General features: G+C 63.3%; 17 protein-coding genes. 14 read left to right on the top strand and 3 right to left on the bottom strand.

Annotated elements, in window-relative coordinates; genetic code table 11:
- Positions 1 to 77 precede the first annotated feature (77 nt).
- From recJ to KOL99_RS05470, 11 genes are all read left to right on the top strand, one after another.
- Entirely contained in the window at positions 78 to 1796 is a 1719-nt protein-coding gene (gene recJ / locus KOL99_RS05520) for a single-stranded-DNA-specific exonuclease RecJ (RefSeq protein WP_216509486.1), read from the top strand.
- Entirely contained in the window at positions 1790 to 2689 is a 900-nt protein-coding gene (locus KOL99_RS05515) for a cation diffusion facilitator family transporter (protein ID WP_216509485.1), read from the top strand. The genes recJ and KOL99_RS05515 overlap by 7 nt, the downstream gene beginning before the upstream one ends.
- 142 nt (positions 2690 to 2831) lie before the next feature.
- Positions 2832 to 3668, top strand: coding sequence for a cytochrome c3 family protein (locus tag KOL99_RS05510; protein ID WP_236025833.1), 837 nt, complete (start codon positions 2832 to 2834; stop codon positions 3666 to 3668).
- Positions 3669 to 4069: 401 nt separating this feature from the next.
- On the top strand, positions 4070 to 5467 hold the full coding sequence (locus KOL99_RS05505) for a serine hydrolase domain-containing protein (protein ID WP_216509483.1): 1398 nt from the start codon (positions 4070 to 4072) through the stop codon (positions 5465 to 5467).
- 275 nt (positions 5468 to 5742) lie between these two features.
- Positions 5743 to 6582 carry a metallophosphoesterase family protein gene (locus tag KOL99_RS05500; protein ID WP_216509482.1) on the top strand — a complete coding sequence of 280 codons (840 nt, stop codon included), beginning with the start codon at positions 5743 to 5745 and terminating at the stop codon, positions 6580 to 6582.
- Entirely contained in the window at positions 6579 to 7802 is a 1224-nt protein-coding gene (locus KOL99_RS05495) for an amylo-alpha-1,6-glucosidase (protein WP_328759797.1), read from the top strand. The genes KOL99_RS05500 and KOL99_RS05495 overlap by 4 nt, the downstream gene beginning before the upstream one ends.
- Positions 7803 to 8052: 250 nt before the next feature.
- Entirely contained in the window at positions 8053 to 8637 is a 585-nt protein-coding gene (locus KOL99_RS05490; RefSeq protein WP_216509481.1) for a LemA family protein, read from the top strand.
- 153 nt (positions 8638 to 8790) lie between these two features.
- Positions 8791 to 9651, top strand: coding sequence for a TPM domain-containing protein (locus KOL99_RS05485; RefSeq protein WP_216509480.1), 861 nt, complete (start codon positions 8791 to 8793; stop codon positions 9649 to 9651).
- Entirely contained in the window at positions 9651 to 10298 is a 648-nt protein-coding gene (locus KOL99_RS05480) for a TPM domain-containing protein (protein WP_216509479.1), read from the top strand. Before KOL99_RS05485 ends, KOL99_RS05480 begins: the two co-directional genes overlap by 1 nt.
- Before the next feature lie 196 nt (positions 10299 to 10494).
- A complete protein-coding gene (locus KOL99_RS05475) occupies positions 10495 to 11373 on the top strand; it encodes a response regulator (RefSeq protein ID WP_216509478.1) in 879 nt (292 codons plus the stop codon).
- A gap of 217 nt (positions 11374 to 11590) precedes the next feature.
- Complete coding sequence (locus KOL99_RS05470; protein ID WP_236025831.1) at positions 11591 to 13900, top strand: ATP-binding protein; 2310 nt, start codon at positions 11591 to 11593, stop codon at positions 13898 to 13900.
- A 144-nt stretch (positions 13901 to 14044) separates the two neighbouring features.
- On the opposite strand, the gene KOL99_RS05465 is transcribed toward KOL99_RS05470, so the two are convergent.
- The 3 genes from KOL99_RS05465 to KOL99_RS05455 all read right to left on the bottom strand — a co-directional run bounded on the left by KOL99_RS05465 (position 14045) and on the right by KOL99_RS05455 (position 17957).
- Positions 14045 to 14530 (bottom strand): hypothetical protein, encoded by a 486-nt coding sequence (locus tag KOL99_RS05465; RefSeq protein ID WP_216509477.1) that lies wholly within the window; start codon positions 14528 to 14530, stop codon positions 14045 to 14047.
- 210 nt (positions 14531 to 14740) lie between these two features.
- A complete protein-coding gene (htpG, locus tag KOL99_RS05460; RefSeq protein ID WP_216509476.1) occupies positions 14741 to 16675 on the bottom strand; it encodes a molecular chaperone HtpG in 1935 nt (644 codons plus the stop codon).
- Positions 16676 to 16895: 220 nt separating this feature from the next.
- The gene (locus tag KOL99_RS05455; protein ID WP_216509475.1) at positions 16896 to 17957 is read right to left on the bottom strand and encodes a 3'-5' exonuclease family protein; all 1062 of its coding nucleotides are present in this window, start codon (positions 17955 to 17957) and stop codon (positions 16896 to 16898) included.
- Between the two features lie 133 nt (positions 17958 to 18090).
- On the opposite strand from KOL99_RS05455, the gene trpE reads away from it, so the two are divergent.
- The 3 genes from trpE (at position 18091) to KOL99_RS05440 (ending at position 23909) form a co-directional block, all read left to right on the top strand.
- Positions 18091 to 19566 carry an anthranilate synthase component I gene (trpE, locus tag KOL99_RS05450; protein ID WP_216509474.1) on the top strand — a complete coding sequence of 492 codons (1476 nt, stop codon included), beginning with the start codon at positions 18091 to 18093 and terminating at the stop codon, positions 19564 to 19566.
- 392 nt (positions 19567 to 19958) lie between these two features.
- Complete coding sequence (locus tag KOL99_RS05445; RefSeq protein WP_216509473.1) at positions 19959 to 22004, top strand: response regulator; 2046 nt, start codon at positions 19959 to 19961, stop codon at positions 22002 to 22004.
- A 33-nt stretch (positions 22005 to 22037) separates the two neighbouring features.
- Positions 22038 to 23909 (top strand): ATP-binding protein, encoded by a 1872-nt coding sequence (locus KOL99_RS05440; RefSeq protein ID WP_216509472.1) that lies wholly within the window; start codon positions 22038 to 22040, stop codon positions 23907 to 23909.
- Positions 23910 to 24025: the final 116 nt, after the last annotated feature.

Raw genomic sequence — 24025 nt, 5'->3', positions numbered from 1 at the left:
TGCAGCACATTAGATTCGCGGGGGGCTGCTCCTTATGCTATGATTGCACCCTGATTTTTTACGATACCGGAGGAGGGATGAAACCAGTCACCCATAGAAGCTGGCGGGCCAGGGAGGCCGATGCCGAGGCGGTAGCCGGCCTGACGCGCGCCGGTGTCGCGCCGCTTCTGGCGCGCCTTTTGGTCCACCGCGGCGTCAGCGTTCCCGACGACGCCGACGGATACCTGAACCCGGTGCTTTCCCGGCTGCACGACCCGTCCACCCTCGCCGGCATGACGCAGGCCGTGGAGCGGCTGGTCCGTGCCCTCAAAGCCGGGGAGCGCGTCTGCGTGCACGGCGATTACGACGTGGACGGGGTCACCTCCTGCGCGGTGCTCATCAGCTTCTTCCAGAGGATCGGTCTCGACTGCTGCCACTACATTCCCAAGCGTCTCACCGAGGGGTACGGGCTCTCCGCACAGGGGGTGACCGCCGCGGTCAACGCCGGGGCCCGGGTGCTGGTGACCGTCGACTGCGGCATCACCGCGGTGGCCGAGGCGAGGCTCTGCCGCGAGTCCGGGATCGATCTCATCGTTACCGACCACCACTCTCCGGGCGAGGAGCTTCCCGACGCCTGCGCCGTCATCAATCCGCTGCAGCCCGATTGCCCCTTTCCCTTCAAGTCCCTGGCCGGTGTCGGGGTCGCCTTCCACCTGGTTGTGGCGTTGCGCGCCCGGTTGCGGGCGGACGGCCATTTCGCACCGGGAAGCGAGCCCGACCTCAGGGAATACCTGGACCTGGTCGCGCTGGGCACCATAGCGGACGTGGTGCCCCTGCTGGGCATCAACCGGGTGCTGGTCAGCTACGGCTTAAAGCAGCTTGGCGCCGGTACCCGCGTCGGCATCGAGGCGCTCAAGGAGGTGGCAGGCGTCACCGGCGAGGTCGGCTGCGGCGCGGTCGGTTTTCGCCTCGCGCCGCGCATCAACGCGGCCGGCAGACTGGAGGACGCCGCGCTCGGGCTGGAGCTGCTGCTTTGCCGCGATCCGAGCCGCGCCAAGGAGATCGCGCGCGAACTGGACGATGCCAATGCCGAGCGCCAGGCGCTCGAGCGGGCCACCTTCGAGGAGGCCCGCGCCATGCTGGAGCAGGGGGCCTGCAGCGGCAGAAAGAGCATCGTGCTCGGTTCTGATGAATGGCATCCCGGCGTGATCGGCATCGTCGCCTCCCGCATCGTGGAACTCTTTCACCGACCGGTGATCCTCTTCGCCTTCGACGGGGAGACCGGCCGGGGATCGGGGCGCAGCATCTCGCGGTTCCACCTCCTGGACGCCATCAAGGAGTGCGCCGATCTCCTGCTGCGTTTCGGTGGGCACAGCCACGCGGCCGGTCTCTCCATCGCGCAGGACGAGCTGGAGCGCTTCGCACTGCGCTTCGACGAGGCGGCCCAGGAGGCGCTCGACGCCGAGGCCCTCACGCCCACGCTCGCCTTCGACCTGGAGCTTTCCTCCGGGGAAATCACCGCGGACCTGGTGCGGCAGCTGGAGCGGATGAAGCCGTTCGGCATGGGGAACCCCGAGCCCCTGTTCGTCCTCAAGGGGGCGGAGGTGCTGGAAAGCCGCGTGCTCAAGGGTGGGCACCTGAAACTCAGGGTAGGGCAGGGGGGCAAGAGCTTCGACGCCATCGGCTTCGGTCTCGCCGAGGCGGGCCTGCCGCAGGGGAGGGTCGATCTTCTATTCGCGCCGGCCATCAACGTCTGGAACGGCAGGAGTTCGTTGCAGCTCACCGTGAAGGACCTGCGCCAGGAGGGAACGTGCTGAGGAGTGATCGCTTCAATCGGGCCGACCGCGTCATCCGCATCGGCTTTTGGGCCAACGCCGTCTTGATGGTCTTGAAGCTCGCCGCCGGCCATTACGGCCGCTCCGACGCGGTCTTCGCCGACGGCGTGGAGAGCGCCTGCGACTTCATCGCCATCGGCATGACGCTGATCGCCCTTAAGGTCGGGCGCAAGCCGTACGACTCGGACCACCCCTACGGCCACGGCAAGGTGGAAAGCCTCTCCGCCATCTTCGTTTCCCTGGTCATCGCCGCGACCGGCGCCTGGATTCTCTACGGCTCCGTCACCACCATGCTGCAGGGGCACTACGCCGCCCCGGCGCTGGTGGCCGTTTTGGCCGCGGCCGGCACCATCGTGGCCAAGGAGACGCTCTACCGCTACTCCATGAACGTGGGGGGGAGCCTGGGGAGCCCGGCGCTCCTTGCCATCGCCAAGGACCACAGAAAGGACGCCATCACCTCGGTCGCCACCTTGATCGGCGTCGGGGGCGCCTATTTCGGCGTCGGGATCATGGACCCCATCGCGGCCGGTCTCACCTCGTTCTTCATCTTCCACATCGGCTACCACACCTTCCGCACCTCCGCCCACGAGCTCATGGACGGCCAGCCCGAGCAGTCCCTGCTGGACGCCATCACCCAGATAGCGAGCGCCGTCGAGGGGGTGGACCAGGTGCACGAGATCAGGGCGCGCCACTCCGGGCAGTACCTTATCGTGGACCTGAAGCTGGACATGCCCGCGGAGATGACCGTGAAACGCTCCCATGACATTGCCACCGAGGTCAAACGGCGCATCTTCGACCATTTCACCAACGTGGGTGACGTGATGATACACATAAACCCCTCGGACGAACCTCACGAAGACCTGATCCGCCTTTAGCGCATCTCTTTGTTCCTTCCCGTCGCCGTATCCTGTCTTTCCGCCGCGTGATTTTAATCACAACTCTCTTGACAGACAGTCGTCATAGGTAGTATTAAGACCAGTCGATTGTTGTGAATACACTGTTATTTTGGGAGGAATGATGAAAAAGAGTACCCTGTCGCTGCTCGTCGCGACCTTGATTCTCGTCGCTTCCACGGCCTTCGCCGCCAAGATGGCGACCGTGGACATCCCCGAAAAGCCGGAGATGTACGCGACGGCCCCGGCCGCGCTTACCCCGCAGCAATGTGCCCAGTGCCACACCGGCGCGTTCAACGGGCTCAAAAGCGCCGGCGGCAAGCACCGCTTCGACTGCCAGGCCTGCCACACCGTGATCCACGCCTACAACCCGAAGAAGGCCAACTATGACGACGTGATGCCGAAGTGCGCGTCCTGCCACACCGACATCCACGGCCCGGCCAACAAGGATTGCGCGAGCTGCCACAACAACCCGCACACCCCGCGCAAGGTGGCCATGACCCAGAGGCTCGCCACCACCTGCGCCACCTGCCACGCGGACGAGAAGGCCGAGCTGGTCAAGTTCCCGAGCAAGCACACCAACGTCTCCTGCGACCGCTGCCACACCTCGCACGGCTTCAAGCCGTCCTGCTTCATGTGCCACAAGCCGCACTTCAAGGACCAGCCGATCGAAGCCTGCGCCAAGTGCCACTCCGTGCACAAGCCGAAGCAGGTGACCTACCAGGGCACCGACTGGAACCAGACCTGTGCGTCCTGCCACAGCAAGGTTGCCAACAAGCTGTTCAACTCCAAGGCCCGTCACTCCAAGGTGGCCTGCGCTTCCTGCCACAAGGCGAAGCACGGTTACATCCCGCAGTGCACCGAGTGCCACAAGGCTCCGCATCCGCAGTCGATCCTGACCCGGTTCCCCAACTGCCTGGGCTGCCACCTCGACGTCCACGACCTGCCCAGCATGAAGTAAGCGTGACACCCGCTTGAACCAGAAGGCCCCGGGAGAAATCTCGGGGCCTTTTTTTATCCTTTGTCGTGGAGAGTCTCCAGCATGCTGCACACCCTGAACCCGGTCGGTGCTGGTTCCCCCTGACCTGGCGGGAGGGGGTGAACAAAGATCTCTTGCATCCCTTCCCGCACTCACAGTAGACTGCTTTGGGTCTTTTCAGTATTTCTCACGGCGGATCGAGGGTTTGGCTGGCGAAATAGTGACCTCCGTCACAAAAGTTATCCGGCCACTCCTGTATCCTAGCTCCTGTCGTGCTCACCGGACGCCAGCGTTTCTCCCCTCACCACCACGCTGCTCCACCTGAACATCAACCGCAGTCCTCACTGGCAATCTGTGGCGACACAGATCTCAAAAGGAAGCTCGTGCGCGTTATTCTCCTGATACTCCTGGTATTCCCCCTTCTGGCTCCCGTCAAAGCCCACGCCATGGTTGACCCCGCGACCTCCGCCGCGGTCTCGACCGCCAACCTCGATCTCCTTTTGGAACGGGCCATGTCCGAAAACCTCATCGCCGGCGGCGTCGTCGTCGTGGGCAACCACGAGGGAATCCTGGCCACCGCCGCCCGCGGCCAGCTCAGCGCCGTTGCGGGCGCCCCCGCCATCACCGACCGGACCCTCTTCGACGTCGCCTCGCTCACCAAAGTGATCGCCACGACCCCCGCCGTGGTCAAGCTGCTGGACGAGGGGCGCATCTCCCTGACCGACACGCTTTCCCGCTGGTTTCCCGAGCTTGCCGGCACCGACAAGGGGAACATCACCGTCCTGCACCTGATGACCCATACCTCCGGGCTCTCCGACGTGATGGTGGGGCAGGGGGGCTCGGTGGAGGGGCTGGTCCGCAAGGTCGCGACGCAGCACTTCCGCGGCGCCGGCTCCGGCTTCGAGTATGCCGACATCAACTTCATCCTGCTCGGGGAACTGGTGCACCGGGTTTCCGGCGAGAGGCTGGACAAGTTCTGCCGCGAGCAGATCTACGAGCCGCTGGGGACCCGCGACACCTCCTTCCTCCCTTCCCGGGACGGCAATGACATCGCCCCCACCTCCGGCACGCAGGGTGGCGTGGTCCAGGACGAGAACGCTCGTCGCCTGGGCGGGGTGGCCGGCCACGCCGGTCTCTTCAGCTCCGCCTACGACCTTGCGCGCTACGCCCGGCTCATCCTCGGTCGCGGCACCCTGGACGGCACCCGCATCCTTTCCGAGCAGGCGGTGGCCCAGATGACCACCCCCTACGCCTGTAACAACGGCAGGATCAAACGCGCCCTGGGGTGGGACGTGGCCTCGCCGTTCTCGGCGCCCAAAGGCACCTACTTCTCCGACGCCTCCTTCGGCCATACCGGCTACAGCGGTTCCTCGATCTGGATCGATCCCCAGCAGGACGTGTTCGTCATCATGCTGACCAGGCGCGTCGACTACCGCAACGTGCACAACTTCAACCAGCTGCGCAGGAACGTCTCCACCTACGCCGCCGCCGACCTCAAAGGAGTGGCCGGCGAGTTGGCCCCCGTGGCCGAGGTGGAGAAGATCAAGGCGCAGGTGATCCTTGCCTCCGCCGCCGTCATCAACGAACCGCGCCGCCACAGGGTCGCCTCGCTCAAATGGCGTGACGACCGTCGCGCCGCCAAGTGCTCGGTGAAGCCTGGGCGTCGCGTCCTGCAGGCCCGCGCCGGTCACCGCTTCGGCAAGGTCAGCAAGGTCGCCAGGAACGACGCCGGCAAGACGCGCGCGGCAGCCAAGAAGCATCGCTCGCTCGCCAGAAGCTGAGCCATTCTCTGAAACGTCCAGGTTAATCTCATCGCCCCTGCGAACTTTGTTGCCTGCCGTCTTAAATTGTGGTAGCATCCGCAACATTAGTGTTTGTAAATGTTTCCATGGGGGCTCAGTCATGCTTGATGATGATCTCGGACTCGACTTGGGGATTCTCTGCCGCTGCTGTGACTGTCGATCGTTCCGGCTGCCTGACACGACGGGCCTCTCGGACCGGCAGATAGCCAGTATCGAGAGGCTCTGCAAACTGTGCATCGAGAGTAACAAACAGTATGTCGCCAACAGCTAACCCACCCAAAGGCCGGGGCGCGACGCGTTTCGCGCAGCGCCTCGGCCTCCTGCTGCTCATCACCCAGTCCCTCGTCTGCGCCGCCGGCGCCGAAACCCTTTTCCAACGCTCCACCGCCCGTTTCCAGGCCAGGGCCCGCCAGGCCTCCGCCGAAGAGTACACCTTCGTGGTCCTCGGTGACAGCCGCTCCAACGATGCCGTCTTCAAGAAGGCGCTGCAGGTGGCCGCCCGGTTCCAGCCGCTTTTCATCCTGCACGGCGGCGACTATTCCACCGAGGGTGGCGACGAGGAGACCAGGCATTTCCTGACCCTGCTGGACCGGCACGCCGCTGGCTTTCCGGTCTTCGTCGTGCACGGCAACCATGAGAACCCCCAGGTCTTCGAGCGGGAGATCGGCCCCTCGCACTTCGCCGTGCAGGACCAGAGGCTCGGGCTCAAGGTGGTGGTGCTGGACGACAGTGACGATGCGCTGCCCGCCGCCGAGCTTTCCTACCTGGCAAAGGAACTCACCTCGGCTCCCGGCGCCACCTTCGTCGCCATGCACGTTCCCCCCGAAACCAGGCGCTGGCGCGGCCACACCTTCACCAAGGGGGCCGCGGAACTGGAGCGGCTGGTTGCCGCGTCTCCCGCCGTGCAGGGCCTGTTCTTCGCGCATTCGCATCTCTACGACCGCAGCGTGTTCGGCGGCGTGCCCGCGTTCATCTCCGGCGGGGCCGGCGCGCCCCTGGTCTGGATGAGCCGTTACGGTGAGCGGGTCTACCACATCATCGTGGTCAGGGTGAAAAACGGCAGGGCGAGCTTCCAGATGGTGCCGCTCACGTGACCGCCGGTCGGGTGAGCGCCGGGGATACCGCGGCGGCGCTGGGTGACCAGGCCGACCTTCTGGAGCGGTGTTACCGGGAGGCGGTCGATCTCCTGCGGGAAAACTCCACCCCGGCCGGCATCCTCGCCTCGGCGCCAACTCCGAAATCATCCGGACGCAACTACGACTCCATCTTCGGCCGCGACGCCGCCATCTGCTCCCTCGGCATGGCCCTTTGCGGTGACGCCGAGCTGCTCACGGCGGCGGAGGCCGGACTGCTCACCCTGGCGCGGCACCAGGCGCGTAACGGCCAGATCCCCAAGTTCGTCAAGCCCGAACTCGCCGAGGTTGATTTCTGGTACGCGGGATGCGTGGACGCCACCCTCTGGTGGCTCATCGCCGTCCACTTCCTTGACCGGGCGGCGCCTCAGCTTGGCCTGGCCGAACGCCTCTCCGCCAACGCGGTGCGCGCCTTCAACTGGCTCGAGTGCCAGGAGCACCAGGGGTGGTACCTGCTGCAGCAAAACGACTGCTCCGACTGGGCCGACATCATGCCGCGCTCGGGCTTCGTCCTCTACACCAACGCCCTCTGGTACTGGGCCAAGAGGCTCTACCACCATCCCACCGCCCGGGACACCCGGCGGTTCGCCAGGCTCCTCTTCGATCCCTTAGACAATACCGTTCCGGACCAGAAGCGGATCCGGCTCATGCGCCACTACATCCGCAACAACTGCCGTCCCGCCCCCTTTCTGCTGAGCTACGTGAACTTCTCCTTCTGGGGAGAGGAGATCGACATCTTCGGCAACATCCTCGCCTACCTCACCGGGCTCGGGGCTCCCTCCGACGCCGGCAAGATGGTCGCCGGCGTCACCGCGCTGCGCGCCAACGATCCGCACCCGGTGCGGGTGGTGGGAGCGCCGATTGCCGTCGGGTCGCCGCGCTGGCGCCCGTACATGGGACGGCACCGCCAGAACCTCCCCTGGCAGTATCATAACGGCGGCGCATGGCCGTTCGTGGGCGGCTTCTGGGTCATGCTCCTGGCGGCGCTGGGAGAGCGTTCGCTGGCGCGCGCCGAGCTGGTGAAAGTCGCACTCAGCTGCAGGGTTAACGGGTGGGAGTTCAACGAGTGGTTTCAGGGGCAAACCGGGGAGCCGATGGGGATGCCCCGGCAGTCGTGGAACGCCGCTCTCTATATCCTCGCTTACCATACAGTCATCAAGGGTGTGCGCGTCTTTTCTTAAAGGCGAACAGGTGATGCCGAAACAGTCGCGTCCAGATCACTGAAGACCCGTGCCAGGCGTCGGCCGAGGCGTTATGGACGTGTTCAGGTCATGTCCTCATTGTATCCTTGGTTGCGACTGTTTCTTTCGCTCGCAGCTTGTTCTTCCCCAGCCTCTCTGCCAGCTTTTCCTTCTTTTTATCCTTTAATGGGTGACAATTGCCCAAGTGATGATTATTATTTTGCACATGCCACTCAAGGAGGATGAGATCATGAAACGCTTGTCGTTATTGTTACTGTCTCTGTTCACCCTCGCCGCACTGTCCGGTTGCGGCTACAACACCATGCAGGCCAAGGAAGAGGCCGTTTTCGCCGCCTGGGGCGACGTCGAGGCTTCCTACCAGCGCCGCGCCGACCTGGTGCCGAACCTGGTCGAAGTCGTCAAGGGGTACGCAAAGCATGAGGCCGACACCCTGAAGGCCGTCACCGAGGCCCGCGCCAAGGTCGGCTCCATGCAGGTTTCCAAGGACGCCATCAACGATCCCAAGACCATGCAGAACTTCCAGCAGGCCCAGTCCCAGTTGAGCGGCGCCCTGTCCCGCCTCATGGTCGTGGTGGAACGCTACCCGGACCTGAAGGCGAACCAGAACTTCATGGACCTGCAGAACCAGCTGGAGGGGACTGAGAACCGGATCAACGTGGCGCGCGTGCGCTACAACCAGGCGGTGCAGGACTTCAACACCACCATCAGGACCTTCCCCAACTCGCTCACCAACTCCATGATGCTGCACCTGCAGCGCAAGGAGCCGTTCAAGGCGGAAGAGGGTGCCAAGGTGGCGCCCAAGATCAAGTTCTAAGGGACAGGTCAAGGTTGAGGTTGAGGTTAAGTAACTGCAAAAGGTTCTGCGAGGTTGAGGTTGAGTAGCTGCAAATGCTGACTGCCGGCTGAGAAGTCTTGGCCACGGTTTCTCAACCTCAACCTTAACCTCAACCTGCCTTTGAGGGCGGTCATGAAAAAGCTGTTTTTCATCCTGGTATTGATTCTGTCCGTCCAAGTCTGCGCCGCGGCCGAGGTCCCCCCCCTGCGCAGCCACGTGAACGACTACGCCTCGATGCTCTCGCCGCAAATGGCGCAGCAGTTGGAATCCGAACTTACCGCCTTCGAGCAGAGCGATTCCACCCAGGTCGCGATCCTCACCATCCCGAGCCTGGAGGGGGAGGTGCTGGAGCAGTACGCCATCAAGGTGGTGGAGAAGTGGCAACTGGGGCAAAAGGGCAAGGACAACGGCGCGCTGCTCCTGGTGGTCAAAAACGACCGCAAGATCCGCATCGAAGTGGGGCGTGGCCTGGAAGGGAAACTGACCGACCTCATGTCGGGACGCATCATCCGCAACGAGATCACCCCCGCCTTCAAGCGCGGGGACTTCGACCAGGGGATTTCACGAGGCGTGGACGCCATCATGGCGACGGTGCGCGGCGAGTACCAGGCCCAGTCGACCGACCTGCGCCACGGCAAGAGGGGGGCTCCCCCGATACTGACCCTGCTCCTCTTCGTCCTGGTCGCCTCGGTCTTCCTGGGTGGAATATCGCGCTTCCTGGGCGGGGTCGCCGGTGCCGTCGGCCTCCCCATCGCCGCCTTCATCTCCTTTTCCGGGATGTCCATGCTCCTCTTGGGAGTGCTGGCGGTGGTCGGCTTCCTGGCCGGTCTCTTCATCGCGTTCCTCTTTTCCTCCGGAGGACGCGGCGGGTTCATGGGCGGCCCCCCCTTTTTCGGGGGCTTCGGAGGAGGCGGCTTTGGCGGCGGCGGTGGAGGAGGATTCTCGGGCGGTGGTGGCGACTTCGGCGGTGGCGGCGCCTCGGGAGACTGGTAATGGACCTTTCGCACAAATCGTTAGCTCACGACTTCTTCAGCCAGGCCGACAAGGAGGCCATCAGGCAGGCGGTGGCCCGCGCGGAGGCCCTCTCCAGCGGCGAGATCGCCACCATGGTGGTTTCCGAGAGCGACCGCTACCGCGAGGCGGAGGCGCTGGGAGCGCTACTTCTGTCCGGCTTCGTCTGCGTGGTGATCGCCGTGCTTACCCACCATGTCACCATCTGGACCTACATCCCCGTGGTGTTCCTGCTCTATTTCCCGGTGCTCCTCTTTCTGCGGCGCTTCCCGCGCTTCAAGCTCTCTTTCGTCGGGCCCAGACGGCTGGCCGAGGCGGTGAGCGAAAGGGCGCTGGTGGCGTTCTACCAGCAGGGACTGTATCGGACCCGCGGGGAAACCGGTATCCTCATCTTCATCTCGCTTCTTGAGCGCAAGGTCTGGATCGTCGGCGACCGCGGCATCAACGAGAAGATCGCACCGGGGTACTGGAAGAGCCTGGCCGAGCGACTGGCGCAGGGGTTGCGGGCCGGGCGCGGCGCGCAGGCGGTCTGCGAGGTGATCGCGGCCTGCGGCAGCGAACTCGAGCGGCATTTTCCGCGTGGGAAAGACGACCGCAACGAGCTTTCCGACGAGATCATCATTTCTTGATCATCTTTTCGCCGATCCTGCCGATAATGTCATTGACATTCCACCGGTTCCGCTTTCATTATTGAAATTCGCGCGCGCGTGCCGCGCCGGTTCCGGACCGGCTGTGGCCCCGCGGCGGCCGTACCAGTTCCCGTTTTTCGAAACAAAAAGCAGCAGCCCGGCACGGTGGCAACACCGCGCGCAGGAGAAGCTTCGCATGACCGCAGATATCAAACCGATGACCGCACCGCAACCAACCCGCAAACCGCTCGGCGAGATCTTCGTCGAGCGGGGCTTGCTGACCAGGTCCTCCGTGGATCGTCTCATCGCCCACGCCAAGAGCAAGAACATCCGCCTGGGCGAGCTGCTGGAGGTGATCGGCCTGGTTACCCCGGAGGAACTTGCCGAGGCGCTGGCGATCCAGTACCGCGTCAGGAAAATCGTCGATTTCGCCAAGTACAACTATCCCCCCAACGTGCTCAAGCTGATCCCGCTGGAGATGGCGGTCAAGCACAGCATCTTCCCGCTCAAGCTCGATGACGGGCGCCTGGGGCTTGCCGTCGCCGACCCGACCACCGACCAGCTCTTCGCCGCCATCGCGGCCCAGCACAACCTGAAGCTGGTCCTCTACGTCTCCACGCGGCTCGAGATCAACCGGGCCATCGCGCGGCACTACCTGGGGCAGACCATCGCCGGGCCCGCCAGCAAGTCGATCCTCCTGGTCGAGGACGACCAGCTCTCCCGCGAGATGGTCGCCAAGATTCTGACCCGACAGGGGTACGCCGTGGAGACCGCCATCGACGGCATGGACGCCTTCAGCAAAATCTTCACCCTGAAGCCCAAACTGGTGATCACCGACAAGGTCATGCCCAAGCTCGGCGGGTACGAGTTCCTGTTCGCCATCAAGAACATCCCCGAGTTCCGTTACATGCCCGTGATCCTCATGACCGCCGCCGCCACCCCCGACGAAGAGAAGGAGGCCCTGGAGAAGGGATTCTTCGACTTCGTGCTCAAGCCGGTCAAGGAGATCGGCCTGCTCACCCGGGTGAAGCGGGCCTTCGCCAGCCGCGACGCGCTTTACGGCAAGACCGCCTGAACACCCCTCGTTCCCTCGTGCCGACCTGATCTCCGGACGCTCCCACCGCGGGAGCGGCCGGCTTCTCCTCCCCCGAATCCCGCCCCCCTGGAGAGTTGCTCTTTCCGCTAATGAATTTGCCGTCTCGCGCCGAATAGAGACGGGAAGCCGCGTAGACGCCTTGCCCGCTTCCGCACCGGAACTTCCGGAACCTTGTTCCGGGCGACCTGGAGAACAAATGCCACAACGAAACACCATGCCACAGACCCCCTCGGTCCCCGTCACGGCAGGCGCCAGGCCCGGTGCCGCCGGGCCGGCGGCACCGGGTCCCGACAGTATCGTTTGCTACGGCGCGGCCCTGATGCCGTGCGATGTTTTCCTCGGCTGGCTTCCCGTGTCGATGCGCCTTCCGGTCACGCTGACGCTCCTCGTGGTCGCTGTCGTCGTGGTCCGCATGGTGCGGCAGAAGAACAAGAGGCACCGCCAGGTCGAGGATGAACTGCGCAGCGCCAAGGAGGAACTCGAGCTCAGGGTCGCCGCGAGAACCGAGGCGTTGCACCGCGCCAACGAGCAGTTGAAAGAGGAACTCACGGTGCGGGCGCGGGTCGAGGAGGAACTTCGCCAGGGGCGCAACATGTTGGCCCAGATCATCGATACCATCCCGCAGTTCGTCTTCTGGAAGGATAGAAACAGCGTCTACGAGGGGTGCAACGTCGTCTTCGCCCGGGCGGCCGGTCTGGAGCGCCCCGAGCTGATCCGCGGCAAGAGCGATTACGATCTTCCCTGGCTTCGGGAGGAGAGCGACGCCTATCGCAGCGACGACCGCAGCGTCATGGACAGCAACAGCGCCAAGTGCCACATCATCGAGCAGCAGTTGCAGGCGAACGGGGAGCGCTACTGGGTAGATACCACCAAGGTCCCCCTCTGCGACGAAACCGGAAGCGTGGTCGGCATCCTCGGGGTGTACGACAACATCACCGAGAGAAAAGCGGTCGAAGAGGCACGCGACCGGGCTCTGGCGATGCTCGAATCGCTGCTGGATTCCTCACCCACCGGGATCCTCGTCTACGACGGCGAGAGCGGCGCCTGCGTCAAGGCCAACCAGGCCATCGCCAACATGGTGGGGGGGACCGTCGAGAAGCTGCTGAGCCAGAATTTCCGCAGTATCGCCTCCTTCAAGGAGACCGGCATCTACGAGCTGGGCGAACTGGTCCTGACCGACGGTCAGACCAGGAACAAGGAGGTCGCCATCAGTACCTCCTTCGGCCGTAGCCTCCAGGTGGAGGTGTTCCTGTCCCGCTTCGAAGTCGAGGGGACGCACCACCTGATGTTTATTTCCGTGGACATGACCGAGCGAAAGCAGCTCGAGGAGGAGAAACGCCTGATCGAGGGGCAGATGCTCCACGTACAGAAGCTGGAGAGCCTGGGTGTCCTCGCCGGCGGCATCGCCCACGATTTCAACAACATCCTCATGGTGGTGCTGGGGAACGCGGACCTGGCGTTGCTGCGCGTTCCGCCCGACTCTCCGGCCTGTGAAAACCTGGTCCAGATCGAGCAGGCTGCCAGCCGCGCGGCCGACCTGGCGCGCCAGATGCTCGCCTACTCCGGCAAGGGTAAGTTCGTCATCGAGAAGCTGGACCTGACCCGGGTGGTGCGGGAAATGGCGTCGATGCTCGAGGTCTCCATCTCGAAGAAGGCCCTGCTGCGCTACGACTTCGCCCCCGACCTGCCGGCCATCAGCGGCGACGCCACGCAACTGCGCCAGGTGATCCTCAACCTCGTCATCAACGCCTCCGAGGCCATCGGTGACGGCACGGGCGTGATCTCGATCAGCACCCGGCGCACCGAGTGCGATCGCGCCTACCTCTCCGAATCGTGGATCGACGACCGGCTCCCGGAGGGGTGCTACGTGGTGCTGGAGGTTTCGGACACGGGGTGTGGTATCGACCGCGAGGTGATCTCCAAGATCTTCGATCCCTTCTTCACCACCAAGTTCACCGGGCGCGGCCTGGGCATGGCCGCGGTCCTCGGCATCGTGCGCGCCCACAACGGGGCCATCAAGGTCTATAGTGAGAAGGGGAAGGGGAGCGCCTTCAGGCTCCTGCTACCCTGCGTTGCCGGGGAGGCCGACCGACCCGAGCCGCCTGCCCGGCAGCAGCTTTGGCGCGGCAGCGGCACGGTACTGCTGGCGGACGACGAGGAAAGCATCCGGGTGCTGGGGAGCGACATGCTCAAGGCGCTGGGGTTCAACGTGCGGCTCGCCAGCGACGGGCGCGAGGCCGTGGAACTGTTCAAGGCGGGAATGGACGACATCGCCTGCGTCCTGCTCGACCTGACCATGCCCAACCTTGACGGGGAGCAGACCTTCCGGGCGCTGCGCGCGCTCAAGCCCGACGTCAAGGTGATCATGTCCAGCGGCTACAACGAGCAGGAGGTGAGCCTAAAACTTGCGGGAGCTGGACTTTCCGGGTTCATCCAGAAGCCTTACAAGGTGGCCGAGATGAGCAAGAAGCTCTCGGAGGTGCTGGGAGGGGAGGGGAGCGGGTGAGGCCAGCAAATCCGGAAACGGTGGCACCTTACCCCACCCCCAACCCCCTTTCCGCAAGGGGAGGGGGCAAGGAGCTCAAACGCACTACAAAAGGGGCGGCCCTGTATGGGCCGCCCCTTTTTGTTAATTATGTTAGGACCGGGGCTAGCGGATGTAGCCGTTGCTGTAGGTGGCGACCCTGAGCGGCTTGGCCTCCTTGAAGAGGACGCGGATCACGTCCCCCTTGCGGGCATAGCGGGGCTCACCCTTGCAGTCGGCGAAGACGTTGGAGAGCTTCGCGCCGGCGCTGGTCACGTCGATGAAGCGGATGGCGCCGACCCCGGAGGTCTCGCCGGTGTCCGCCAGCACGAGCACCGCGTCCGACTTGGCCTGCTGGAACACCCTGACCAGTTCGGGGATCGGTTTGCCGACCGTCTCGTCGACTTCTTCCGAGATGATCTTGTCGTTCAAGAGGTACTGGATCTTCTTGTAGTCGGCCTTCACGCCGTTGCCCTCAATGGGGGTGCCCTGACGGTCGAAAGCGACGATGGAGATCTTACCGTAGCGGGTATCGAGGTCCTGGGCCAGGACGAGGCTTGAAGAGACCAAAACGAGCAGTAAAGCCGCCACTGGGGCGAAAAGTCCTTTCATCTGATTCCTCCTTTTGCATTCAAAGCATTGCACGAACATTTCCTGCCATGGTCTTCCCATGTCGTTGTAGGAATATATAAATTAAAATTTTAAAGCTGTAAATTGCAAAAACTAATGAGCGGATCAAAAAGTGTTGATTTTGTGAGTCTAAACACAAAAAAGCCGGGAGAATTTGACTTCTCCCGGCTCATGAAGCGTTGAAATCCGGCGTTACTTACCGCTGGCCACCATCAGTTCGCTGACCAGCTTGGTGAAGCGCAGCGGGTCCTTGATCGGAGATCCCTCGGTCAGCAGGGCCTGGTCGAAGAGGAGCTCGCTGTAGTCGGCGAGCTTGGGATTGTTCTTGTCCTTTTCGAACATGGCGGTCATGACCTGCATGATCTGGTGCTCGGGGTTCAACTCGAGGATCCGCTTTCCTTCCGGGACCTCCTGGTTCATCGCCTTCAGGATCTTCTCCATGTTGGCGTTGAGCCCCATCTCGTCGGCCACCAGGCAGCAGGCGCTCTCGGTGAGGCGGGAGGAGAGGCGGACCTCCTTGACGCGGTCCTTAAGGGTCTCCTGGATGTACTCCATGACGCCGCCGAACTCCTTCTTGGCCTCCTCCTTCTTAGCCTCCTTCTCTTTCTTTTCCTCCTCGGTGTCGAGCTCGAGGTCGCCCCTGTCGATCGCCTTCAGGTGCTTCTCCTGGTACTCGTGCACCGCCTGCACCACCCACTCGTCGACCGGGTCGGTCATGTAGAGGACCTCGTAGTCCTTCTTGCGCAGGGCCTCCATGTACGGGGAGTTCTCCACCGACTCGCGCGACATGCCGGTGATGAAGTAGATCTCCTTCTGCCCTTCGGGCATGCGCTCGACGTACTCCTTGAGCGAGACGAATTTCCCTTTCTCGGTCTTGGAGCTTTCGAAGAGGAGCAGGTCCTGCAGCTTCTCCTTGTTGGCGTAGTCGAAGTGGATCCCTTCCTTGAGCACCGGGCCGAACTCGCCGTAGAACTTCAGGTAGTCCTCGATGTTCTTCTCCTTCATGTCGGAGAGGGTGGAGAGAATCTTGCCCACCAGCGACTTCTGGATGCGCTTGATCTGCACGTCCTCCTGCAGGATCTCGCGGGATACGTTGAGCGGTAGGTCGGCGGAGTCGACGACCCCCTTGATGAAGCGCAGGTAGTCCGGCAGGAGCGCCTCGCAGTTGTCGGTGATGTAGACCCGCTTCACGTAGAGGTGCACGCCCTTTTTATGGTCGCGCAGGAACAGGTCGAACGGCTTGTGCGACGGGATGTAGACGATGGCCTTGAACTCGCTGACACCTTCCGCGGAGTAGTGGATGGTAGAGAGCGGCTTGTCGTAGTCGTGGGAGATGTGCTTGTAGAACTCCTCGTACTCCTCCTCGGTGATCTCGCTCTTCGGGCGGGTCCAGATCGCCTTCATCGAGTTCAGGGTCTCCTCGGTGGTCTTGTCGATGGTGCCGCCACCCTCGATGACGTTACCCTCGGCGTCTTTCACCGGCTCTGAGCGGGTGACGTCCATCACGACCGGGTACTGCACGTAGTCGGAGTACTTCTTGACGATGGAGCGGATCTTCCACTCGTCCAGGAACTCCTTCATGTCGTCTTTCATGTGCAGCACGATCTCGGTGCCGCGGGTCTCCTTCTCGCACTCCTCGATGGAGTAGGAGCCGTCGCCGGTGGACTCCCAGCGGCAGCCGTACTGCTTCTCGCCGGCGCGGCGCGTGGTGAGGACCACCTTGTCCGCGACCATGAACGAGGCGTAGAAGCCGACGCCGAACTGGCCGATCAGCTCCGGGTTGTCGGCGAGGTTCTGTTCCTTCAAGGCGGCGACGAAGTTCTTGGTGCCCGATTTGGCGATGGTGCCTATGTTGTCGGCGACCTCGTCCATGCTCATGCCGATGCCGTTGTCGGTGATGGTGAGGGTGCCGGCTTCCTTGTCCGCGTGCAGCTTGATCTTCCAGTCCGCGTTTCCTTCCAGCAGTTCCATGTTGGAGTGGGACTCGAACTTTATCTTGTCAATGGCGTCAGACGCGTTGGAGATGAGCTCCCGGAGGAAGATTTCCTTGTTGGAGTAGAGGGAGTGGATCACCAGGTCCAAAAGCTGCTGGACCTCGGTCTCGAACTTCTTGACGGTTTTGGCCATGTCTGGGTGGTCTCCTTTGGTCTTAGTGAATGGTCGGTGGAACATAATCACGGAGATGGGGAATTTCAAGGGGGAGCGGCTAAGAAAACTGTAGGGGCGAATAATCATTCGCCCGCCTTTGGTTTCACCGTGTACCCCCGCGCTAGGAATATCTCGAGGCACCGGCGCTGGGCGAATAATTATTCGCCCCTACAAGGAAGGCCGCCCGGGATGTGTGGTCTTAAAGCTTCAGATACTGTTTGAGAATGGCGGGGTGCAGGTGCTCCTTCATGACCTCCCAGGCCTCGCGCAGGGCCTCCGCGTCGTGCAGGGCGTGGTGCGGCGGGAACTCGTTGTAGGCCTCGGCGTGGGCCTTTTGCAACAGCTCGAACAGGCCGGGAAAACTCTCGCTGTAGTAGTGGATCGGGGCGGGGTAGAGGTTCTTGGGGAAGGCATCGTGCAACAGGTCCACCATGAGCACCCAGTCGAATCCCGGGGCGTCGCACACCACCCGTACCGGTACGGCGAAGGAGAGAAGCCACTCGGCGAGCCTGCGCCTGGCGTAGCTCCGTTCCTGGAAAAAATCCCCGCCCGTCAGCTGCGGCAGCACGTTCTCGTGGACGAACGGCGAACACCCATCGGGGCTCCAGCCGTTGGCGAGCTCGGCGTAGAAGCTCTCGCCGCTCTCCGACACCAGCGCGATGCTGATCAGCTGCGGGTAGTCGAAGCCGGTGAACTCGGTGTCCAGGAACAAGAGCAGCGGTTCACCCGCGGCGAGCTCCGGCGAGATGGGAGCCGATTTCGCCTTCTGCGGCTTGCGCTTCCTGGCGTGCGCCGGGCAGAGGGTCTTGGCGAAGCCGTGCCCCACCTGCAGCGAGCCCGGCGCCCCGCACTCGGAGCAGATGGCGGTCGCCTTGTGCTCGGTGTCCTTGGCCAGTTCCTGCACGATGAGCGAGCGGGACCCGATCCTCACGAAGAGGCCGCCGAGCCTCTCTTCCGCCTTGAAGTGGCCGATCTTGGGCATGGCCAGGTGTTCCATGGCCTCGATGGCGGTACAGAGGTCCCACACCAGCGGATACCAGCCGGGGCCGCAGCGCACGCTGCCTGAGGGGGGGGTGAGGTAACGCGGGAATCGGGAGACCAGCTTTTCCAGCGCGATCTCCCCCTCGGGCTTTACCCACTTTTCCCAGGAGAGGAACATCTTCTCGGTGGTGCGCTTGAAGCGGACGATGAGGTCCACCACCTTCAAGGCGAAGGCGAAATAGCGCTCCCTTATTATGACCAGTGGCTTCGGCGTTTTCATTAGTTCTTGATTCTACCAGACTCCCCCTTTCTTGACACCCTTTCATCGTTATGTTACTAAGGTCGGGCCAAAACTCGTTTCCCGGCAAGGGGATAGCCCTACCTAACACCTCGCAAGCCCAAAAAGGAGCCTCATGTACTGCCCCGATTTCGCGACGTTCCAGACCCTGTCCGCACAAGGCAACCTGATCCCGGTCTACCGGGAGATCCTAGCCGACCTGGATACCCCGGTGGGGGCATTCAAGAAGATCGATGATGGCCGCTTCGGATTCCTGCTGGAGAGTATCGAGGGTGGCGAGAAGTGGGGGCGCTACACCTTCCTTGGTTCCTCGCCGGCGGTGGTCATCCGCGGCAAGGACAACTGGGTCGAGATCGTGGAGGGGGGCGAGGTGCGCCGCATGGAGGTATCCGACCCCCTGAACTACGTCCGTGATTACATGGCGCGCTACCAGCCGGTCGAGGTGGCGGGGATCCCGAGGTTCTTCGGCGGCGCGGTCGGCTACCTGGGCTACGACGCGGTGCGCCACTTCGAGAGCCTGCCGGACCAGAATCCGAGCCTCATCAACACCTACGACGCCTATTTCATCATCACCGATACCATCGTCATCTTCGACAGCCTGAGCCAGAAGATCAAGGTGGTCTCCAACGCGCACCTGGACGGGAGCAGCACCCCGGAGGCGGCCTACGCCGAGGCGGTGGGGAAGGTCGAGGGGCTGATCGAGCGCCTCAAGAAGCCGCTCCCCGCGACTGAGAAAAAGCCGGCGCTTGGGAAGGTGGCGCTTACCTCCAACGTGAAGCGCGAGGAGTTCGAATCGTGGGTGACCCGCGCCAAGGAGTACGTACGAAGCGGCGACATCATCCAGGTGGTGCTGTCCCAACGCTTCTCCGGCGATCTCACCGTGGATCCCTTCGACATCTACCGCGTGCTGCGGACGCTGAACCCTTCTCCCTACATGTTCTTCCTGCGCCTGGACGAGACCATGGTGGTCGGCGCCTCCCCGGAGGTCATGGTGCGCAAGGAGGGGCAACTGGTGGAACTGCGCCCCATCGCCGGCACCCGCCCGCGCGGCGCGACCCCGGCTGTCGACGAGGAGCTGGCGCAGGACCTCCTGGCCGATCCCAAGGAGTGCGCCGAGCACGTCATGCTGGTCGACCTGGGCCGAAACGACCTGGGGCGCGTCTGCGAGATCGGCAGCGTCAAGGTCTCCGAGCTGATGGTGATCGAGCGTTACTCGCACGTGATGCACATCGTCTCCAACGTGCAGGGGGAACTGGCGCCCGGGCACGATGCCTTCGACGTGGTGCGCGCCACCTTCCCGGCGGGTACCCTGTCCGGCGCGCCCAAGGTGAGGGCCATGGAGATCATCGACGAGCTGGAAGGGGTGCGGCGCGAGGTCTACGGCGGCGCGGTCGGTTACTTCTCGTTCTCGGGGAACATGGACATGGCCATCGCCATCAGGACCCTGGTCATCAAGGACGGCAAGGTCCACCTGCAGGCCGGCGCCGGCATCGTCGCGGACTCGGACCCGGCGGCCGAGTACGTGGAGACCGTCAACAAGGCCAAGGCCGTGGTCAAGGCCATCGAAATGGCCGAGCGGGGCCTCGACTAGACCTTTTGCCGCGATCGAAGCAAGGCGGGGGCGCCCTTTCCGGGCGCCCCTTTGTATTCGCGTTCCGTTTCGAGGCGACCAAGGCCCGGTGCCCGGGCCACTGTCACCACCGGCAGTTCAACCCGTATCTGTTAATTACCTTGCCTGATCCATCTCTTCTTCTCAATCTCGCCCTGTTTGTCGCAGTCACAGCGGGTTTCGCTGACAGTCCGTCGAGTAAATTTAAAATATTTAATACCAAAAATATCATGTCCGGGCAGACTAACGGGAAAATTTGAGTAAACTTCTCTCGATCGATTGTTTGAGCCGAGCTTCTAACTGTTTAGGCTCTCACTGTGATGTTCAGTGTGGCCCACCCCGTGTGCCAGACCGAAGATGCAGGAGTTTAATCTATGTCCTTCGTTACTCCAGTCAAGAAGATCCTCGTTGTGGAGGATGACGACGCCCACGCGGAGCTGATCCGGCGGGGCTTCAGCGACCTGTCCGGCCAGTACGAGCTGACCGTCGCCGTCACGGTGAAGGAGGCGGTGGAACGCATCCGCAGCAGGGATTACGACATCGTCATCACCGATTACCTCCTTCCCGACGGCAAGGGTGGGGACCTGGTGGCGCACTCCGCGGACATAGCGCCGGTGGTGATGATGACCTCGCACGGCAGCGAGCAGGTGGCGGTGGAGGCGATGAAATCCGGCGCCATCGACTACGTGGTGAAGATGCCGGAGGTCTTCGACGCCATGCCGCGCATCGTGGAGCGGGCCTTGCGGGAATGGGACCACATGCTGGAGCACAAGCGTGCGGAAGAGGCCCTCAGGCTGCAAAGCCACCGGCTCGAACACGAGGTCGCCGAACGGCAGCTGGCCCAGGAGGCCCTGCAGGAGCAGGCGCTACTCCTCAAAAACGAGATCGCGGAGCGAAAGCTCGCCCAGGAGACCCTGCGCCTGAGCGAGGAGAAATTCCACAAGGCCTTTGACAGCGCGCCGCTCATCATGGTGATCACCGACATGGAGGAGGGAGTCTTCCTCGACGTGAATCGCAAGTTCGTGGAACTTTCCGGCTACAGCCGCGAGGAGGTGCTCGGACGCACCTCCACCTCGCTGGGCTGGATCAGCCCGCTCGACCGCAAGGCCTTGATCGACAAGCTCCAGGTGGAGGGACACGTAGCCGGGACGGTGGTGACCCTGCACGCCAAGGACGGCAGGACCCTGAAGGGGGAATACTACTGCCAACGGATCACCGTGGACGGGTGCGAGCGCTTTCTAGCCATCGCCCTTGATATCACCGAAAGGGTGAAGCTCGAGGAGCAGCTGCGTCACTCGCAGAAGCTGGAAGCGGTCGGTGTCCTGGCCGGCGGGGTGGCCCACGACTTCAACAACATCCTCACCGTGATCGGCGGCTACTGCGAACTGCTCAAGCTGGACCTCCCCCCGGAGAACCCCGCGCGGGACAAGGTCATGCAGATCTCGGCCGCCGCGGACCGCGCCGCAAACCTGACCCGCAGCCTGCTCGCCTTCAGCCGCAAAGGCGAGGTTAAGGCCGCTCCCGCCAACCTGAACGACATCGTCAAAGGGGTGGAGAAGTTCCTGCAGCGGATCATCGGCGAGGATATCGCCCTGACCACCTCGTTGGCAGAGGGGGCACTCTGGGCCGTGGTGGACAGCGGGCAAATCGAGCAGGTGCTGATGAACCTGGCGGCCAATGCCCGCGACGCAATGCCCAAGGGGGGGAGGCTCTTCGTGGAGACGGAGCGCCACGAGATAGACCCGGCGTTTGTGCAGGCCCACGGCTTCGGTACCCCCGGGCAGTACGCCCTGCTCACCATCTCCGATACCGGGCAGGGGATGGACGAGGCCACCCGCAAGAAGATCTTCGATCCCTTCTTCACCACCAAGGTGGTGGGCAAGGGGACCGGGCTGGGGCTCGCCATCGTCTACGGCATCATCGCGCAGCACAAGGGATTCGTGAACGTCTACAGCGAGCCCGGCATCGGCAGCACCTTCAGGATCTACCTCCCCGCCATCGACGCCTCAGAGCCCGAAAAGAGCCAGCCGGCGGTCGACACCGACGTGCGGGGCACCGAGACGATACTGGTCGCGGAGGACGACCTGCACGTTCTCGACCTGGTTTCCTCCATCCTGAAACAGTACGGCTACCAGATCATCCATGCCGCCAACGGCCTGGAGGCGGTGCAGCGGTTCAAGGAGAACCCCGATATCAAGCTGGTGCTCATGGACATCATCATGCCGGTCATGAACGGCAAGGAAGCGGCGGAGACCATCAGGGAGTATCAGCCAAAGGCGCGTATCCTGTTCACCAGCGGCTACACGGCCGACATCATCCGCAGCAGGAGCGACCTCGACGAGGGGGCCGAGCTGGTCATGAAGCCGGTGAAACCGATGGCGCTCTTGAAAAAGGTCCGGGAGATGCTGGACCGTCCTTAGCCGGACGGCGACTGCGACAAGAGGAAGCCCCGCATGGTCACCCAGGTCAACAAGATCCGTCGCTTCACCCTGGCCCTGATGTTGTTTTGGAGCGCGGGTATCGCCTTTTCCTTTTACTGGTTCTACCGTGACGAGCAGCGCACGGTGGTCGCCATCGCCCGGGCCGAGGCGCGCGCCACCTACGAGAAAGATACCCTGTATCGGCGCTGGGCCACCAAGCATGGCGGCGTGTATGTCCCCACCTCCGAGCTAAGCCCGGCCAACCCCTATCTCACGCACGTCCAGGAGCGCGACGTCACCACCCCTTCGGGCAAGGCGCTGACACTGGTGAATCCCGCCTACATGACCCGGCAGGTGTTCGAGCTGGCCGACAGCCAGAACAACCTGGTGCGCGGTCACATCACGAGCCTCAATCCCATCCGCCCCGAGAACAAGCCGGACCCTTGGGAGGCCAAGGCCCTGCGCCAGTTCGAGACCGGGGTGAAGGAGGTGAGCGAGGTCCAGGAGATGGGCGGACGCCCGTACATGCGGCTGATGCGCCCTTTCGTGACCGAAGCCGCCTGTCTCAAATGCCATGCCGCCCAGGGGTACCGCGTCGGCGACATCAGGGGTGGGGTCAGCGCATCGGTGCCGCTGGAGGCGAACTCGGCCATGATGGGCGAGGTGATGACCGGGGCGGCGGTGAGCTACGGGATGATCTGGCTCCTGGGGCTTGGGCTGATCGGGACCGGGGGGCGCGTTCTTAGCCGCAGCGCACGTGCCATCGAGGAGCGCGAGGAGCGCTACCGGACGGTGGCGGACTACACGGAGGGATGGGAGTACTGGCAGGGGCCCGATCACTCGTTCCGCTACGTATCCCCATCGTGCCAGGAGCTTTCCGGCTACAGCAGGGCGGAGTTCTACGCCGACCCCGAACTGCTGCACCGGATCGTTCATCCTGATGACCTGGCGAGCTACGAGCGGCACGTTCGGGACTCCTTTTGCGGGACCCCCACCCCCATCGACTTCCGCATCATCAGGAAGGACGGCGAGATCCGCTGGATCGCTCACGTCTGCCGGCTGGTCTACACGTCGGGCGGCGCCGCGAACGGGATTCGCGGCAGCAACCGCGACATCACCGATCGCAAGACCGCCGACCAAGCGCTGCGCGAGCAGGCCCTGCTGTTGGAGAAGGAAGTGCGCGAACGCATGGAGCGGGAAGCCGAACTCGAGGCGAAGAACGCCGAACTGGAGCGCTTCACCTACACGGTTTCCCACGACCTGAAAAGCCCGCTCATCACCATCAAGGGATTCGCCGGCGCCGTGTTGAAGGACATTGAGGGAGGCAACCTGCAGCGGCTGGACGGCGACGTGCGCCGCATCATGGGTGCCGCCGACAAGATGTCGGCCCTTTTGAGCGACCTCCTGGAGCTCTCCCGCATCGGCCGCATCGTCAATGCGCCGTCTCTGATCGACATGAACGTGCTGGCGAACGAAGTGCTTGGTCAGCTTTCGGGGCCGATCCAGCAGGCGGGGGTGGAGGTGGCGCTGCAGCCCGGCCTGCCCAAGGTGTGGGGGGATCAGCCCCGCATCGGCGAGGTGTTGCAGAACCTGGTGGAGAACGCGGTCAAGTACAAGGGGGAACAGCAGAAGCCGCGCATCGAGATCGGGGCGCGCCAGGGGGCGGCAGGTGTCGTGTTCACGGTGCGTGACAACGGCATCGGGGTCCCCGCCCAGTACCACGAGACCATCTTCGGTCTCTTCAACCAGCTGGACGCGCGCTCCGAGGGGACCGGGATCGGCCTCGCCCTGGCGCGGCGCATCGTGGAATTTCATGGCGGCAAGCTGTGGGTCGAGTCTGACGGGGTAGGGCAGGGGAGCACTTTCTGCTTTACCCTTGGCACCCGCCCCCCTGAACCGACTTGAACAGGGATAAAGGGGATAAAGGCACTTTGAAGGATGGGTGTTTTTAGCAATCCCTTTTATCCGCAGTTATCCCTGTTAAAGGTTTCCGTTCTCGGATCTTCTTGAAAGGAGCGAAA

The sequence above is a fragment of the Geomonas azotofigens genome, from assembly GCF_018919395.1.
Taxonomy (GTDB): domain Bacteria; phylum Desulfobacterota; class Desulfuromonadia; order Geobacterales; family Geobacteraceae; genus Geomonas; species Geomonas azotofigens.
The sequence above is the reverse complement of the archived record's forward strand: the minus strand, read 5'-3'. Positions and strand labels throughout refer to the sequence as shown.